The sequence below is a fragment of the Jannaschia marina genome (genome assembly GCF_013404595.1).
In the GTDB taxonomy this organism is placed as follows: domain Bacteria; phylum Pseudomonadota; class Alphaproteobacteria; order Rhodobacterales; family Rhodobacteraceae; genus Jannaschia; species Jannaschia marina.
Map to the genome: position 1 here is coordinate 1 of NZ_JABVAX010000031.1, position 3,777 is coordinate 3,777.

The 3,777-nt window shown below is 74.6% G+C and carries 3 protein-coding genes; 1 reads left to right on the top strand and 2 read right to left on the bottom strand.

The window, feature by feature from the left end:
• Positions 1 to 650 (bottom strand): CAP domain-containing protein (locus HSX43_RS19745; RefSeq protein ID WP_235962793.1); only part of this gene is annotated, 650 nt, incomplete at its 3' end.
• A gap of 117 nt (positions 651 to 767) precedes the next feature.
• Positions 768 to 1,553 (bottom strand): glycosyltransferase family 2 protein, encoded by a 786-nt coding sequence (locus HSX43_RS19425; protein ID WP_179381802.1) that lies wholly within the window; start codon positions 1,551 to 1,553, stop codon positions 768 to 770.
• Between the two features lie 161 nt (positions 1,554 to 1,714).
• On the opposite strand from HSX43_RS19425, the gene HSX43_RS19990 reads away from it, so the two are divergent.
• A partial coding sequence (locus tag HSX43_RS19990) for a calcium-binding protein (protein ID WP_179381803.1) occupies positions 1,715 to 3,777 on the top strand: 2,063 nt, incomplete at its 3' end.

Consider the following 3,777-nt stretch of genomic DNA (forward strand, 5'->3'; position numbering starts at 1 on the left):
CCCGCGCCGCCGCGCAGCTCGTCCGCGCCCGACCCGCCCGAGAGCGCATCGGCCCCGTCGCCGCCCCGGAGCGTGTCGACCCCGTCCAGCCCGCGCAGCAGGTCGTTGCCGCCGAGGCCGTCGATGTGGTCCGTGCCCGCGCCGCCCTCGAGCGTGTCGCGGCCGCCGTCGCCCCAGAGGTCCCAATCCTCCCGCCCCTCGGTGCGGGCGAACTTCTGGGTCACGAAGAGGGTGGGGAGGTTGGCGCCGCTCTCGTAGGTGAGCCGCCCCTCGGAGAGGCCGAGGCCGATGGAGGTGACGTCCGGATCCATCAGGTTGGCGTAATGGCCCGGGCTGTTCATCAGGTTCTGGTGCAGCCGCTGCACCTCGTCGCGGAAGTCGTCCGCCCCCTGGATCGAGACCGCGGCGATGTTCTCGGTCACCCGGGAGGGGGCGCGCAGGTCGTAGTTCGCGTCGCGCAGCCGGTCCGAGGGGCGGCTGCCGCCCGCGCCGGTGTGGCTGAAGGTGTCGGTCCCGCCCATCCAGTCGCTGTGGGCGTCGGCGGCGCGGTTCATGTTGAGCTCCACGCGGAGGGGCGCAAGCCCCTCCTCGGCGCGCGCGGCGTTCACGAGAGAGACGAAATATCGTTCGAGTTCGGTGGCAGGGGTCATGGTCGGATCCGGCATTGGGGATGATCGTGGTTAAAATACCCGTCCACCCGTGGCAGGAACATGACCCGCATGGCGCGACAAGCGGGCGTTTGCCCCGCATTTGTCGCGCATCGGCGGCTATCGGCCCGGCAGGAGCCGCCCGATCCCGCCCCGGCGATGGCGTAGGCTGAAGACCGCGTAGCGCCAGAGCGCGCCGGCGCTTCTCCGCCGGGAGAGCCCCTCCTCCCGGCGCCAGACCCGCCAGATGTCACGCACCGCGGCGCGCTTGTCCGCCGACAGCGAGGCGGGGGCGACGCGATAGGTGGCCAGCACCTCGTCGAGCCCCCGCGCCGGCCCGCCGAGCCGGACGAGGCGCAGCCAGAGCGCGTAGTCGTGCTGCAGCGGCAGCTCGGGCATGGGCTGCGCGCCGAGGCGGTGGCGGTCGTAGATCACCGTCAGGCAGCCCATGGGGTTGGGCCCGAGCATCGCCGCGTAGTCGAGCCGGTCCCGCGCCGCCACCCGGGTCCGATGCTCCCCGGACGCACGAATATAGGCGGTATGGCTGAGCGTCGCGCCGGTTTCGGCCATGAAGGCGAGCTGCCGTTCGAGCTTCTCGGGGGCCCAGAGATCGTCGGCGTCGAGGAAGGCGATATGGCCGCCCCGGGCCTGCGCGAGGCCGAGGTTGCGCGCCTGCGCCGCCCCCCGTCCGGCCGGGCCCCGCGCCCCGGTGTCGAGGAGGCGGATGCGGGGGTCGCCTTCGGCGGCGGCCCGCGCCACGGCGCGCGCTTCCGCCCCGGGGGCATCGGCGACGAGCATCAGCTCCCAGTCGGTCCGGGTCTGCGCGCACACCGAGGCGATGCTCGCGCCCAGGAAGGGCGCGGCCCCGTGGAAGGGCATCAGGACGGAGACGGCGGGGGTCGGCACGGGCCGGACGCTACCCCCGCCCCCCGGAGCCTTCCAGACAATTCGTCGCGCATTCGTCTCGCATCCGACCGAAGGGGCGCGGGGCGGTCGTATTTCGGCCCCCGGGGCCGCCACCGCCGCTTCCGAAGCTCATCCCGACACGAATTTCCGGGTGACCTTCCATGCTTCTCCATTCCACTGGAACCCTCCAGAGCGGCGACGACCTCTTCGACATCGGCATCGGCGACCTGCGCGTCGCCGAGATCGGCGGCACGACCTTCCTCGTGACCACCAGCGGCCGCACCGGCGGGCTCGCCATCTACCGCCAGACCGACGCGGGCGGCTGGCGGCTCCATGACGAGCTGGCCTTCCCCGAGGCGACGGGCCTCGTGCGCGACGACGGGCTGATGCTGCTGGAGGCCGGCGGCACGATCTCGGCCGTGGTCGAGGGCGACGGCGGCACGCTCTGGCGCGTGGAGATCGACGCCGCGGGGCGCTTCGACGGCCAGACCACGCTCGCCGGGCGCGCCGCGGCCGACCTGCTGGCCGAGGCGTCGGGCGGCGCGGCGCTCGCCCACATGGCGGGCGTGCCGGGCCTCGTGATGCCCGACGGGCTGCCGCGGGACTTCGGCCAGATCGCCACCTCGGTCTCGGTCGGGGACAGCGACTTCGTCCTCCTCGCCGACCAGGGCCTGCAGGAAGTGGCCGTGCTCCTCCTCGACCCGGCGAGCGGCGAGACCCACCTGGCGGCGCGCATGGGCGCGGCCGAGGGTCTGGGCGTCGGGCTGCCCACCGACATGGCCACGGTGGAGATCGGCGGTACCACCTTCGTCGTGCTGGCCGCGGCCGGTTCGTCCTCGCTCACGGTGATGCGCCTGACCGCCGACGGCGAGCTGGTGCTGACCGACCACCTGATCGACACGCTCGAGACCCGTTTCGCCGGGGTGCAGGCGCTCTCGGTCGTCGACCTCGGCGACCAGGCGCTGGTGATCGCGGGCGGCGGCGACGACGGGCTGACCGTCTTCACGCTCCTGCCCGACGGGCGGATGGTCTGGCGCGCGACCCTCGAGGACACGGCCGAACTGGCGCTCACCAACGTCACCGCCATCGACGCCTGGCGCGACGGCACGCAGGTGCGGATCGCCGTCGCCACCGAGGCCGACGCGGGCGCGAGCCTCTTCGCCCTCGACCTCACGCGGGCGGGCGCCTTCCTCGAGGGGACGCAGGGGGCCGACCGGCTCCGCGGCAGCTGGCGCGACGACACGCTGGTCGCCACGGGCGAGAACGACACGCTCGAGGCCGGCTCGGGCGACGACCTGCTGATCGCCGGGCCGGGGCGCACGGTGCTCGAGGGCGGCAACGGGCGCGACGTCTTCGTGCTCGGGGCCGAGGCCGACGACGCGCGCATCCGCGACTTCCAGCGCGGCATGGACCGCATCGACCTCTCGGACTGGCCGATGCTGCGCGACCCCGCCGCGCTGCACGTGGTCTCGACCGACTGGGGCGCGCGGGTCAGCTACCGCGACCGCGAGCTGCGGGTCGAGTCGCGCGACGGCACCCCGCTCTCGGTCGAGGATCTCTTCGGCGCGCGCTTCGACTGGGCCGACCGCGTGACCGTGGGCGTCGACACCGCTCGCCACGACGACACCCCGGGCCGCCTGCTGCGCGCGGGCGACAGCGGCGACGCGCTGACCGGCGGAGCCTGGGCCGACCGGCTTTACGGCGGGACGGGCGACGACACGCTCCGGGGCGGCGCGGACGACGACCTCCTCGTGGGCGGTGCCGGCGACGACAGCCTGCTGGGCGGGGCGGGCACCGATACGCTCTACGGCAACGCGGGCCGCGATCTGCTGCGCGCGGGCGAGGACGGCGCGTTCCTTTCGGGCGGGGCCGACGCCGACCGGCTCTACGGCGGGGCGGGCGACGACACGCTGCAGGGCGGCGCGGGCAACGACCTCCTCGTGGGCGGCGCGGGCGACGACAGCCTGCGCGCCGACGGCGGCCGCGACACGCTCTACGGCAACGACGGCGACGATGTGCTGCGCGCGGGCGGCACCGGCTCCCTCCTCTTCGGCGGGGCCGACGCCGACCGGCTCTACGGCGGGGCGGGCGACGACACGCTGCAGGGCGGAGCGGGCAACGACCTCCTCGTGGGCGGTGCCGGAGACGACAGCCTGCGCGCCGACGGCGGCAGCGACACGCTCTACGGCAACGATGGTGCCGACGTGCTGCGCGCGGGCGGCAC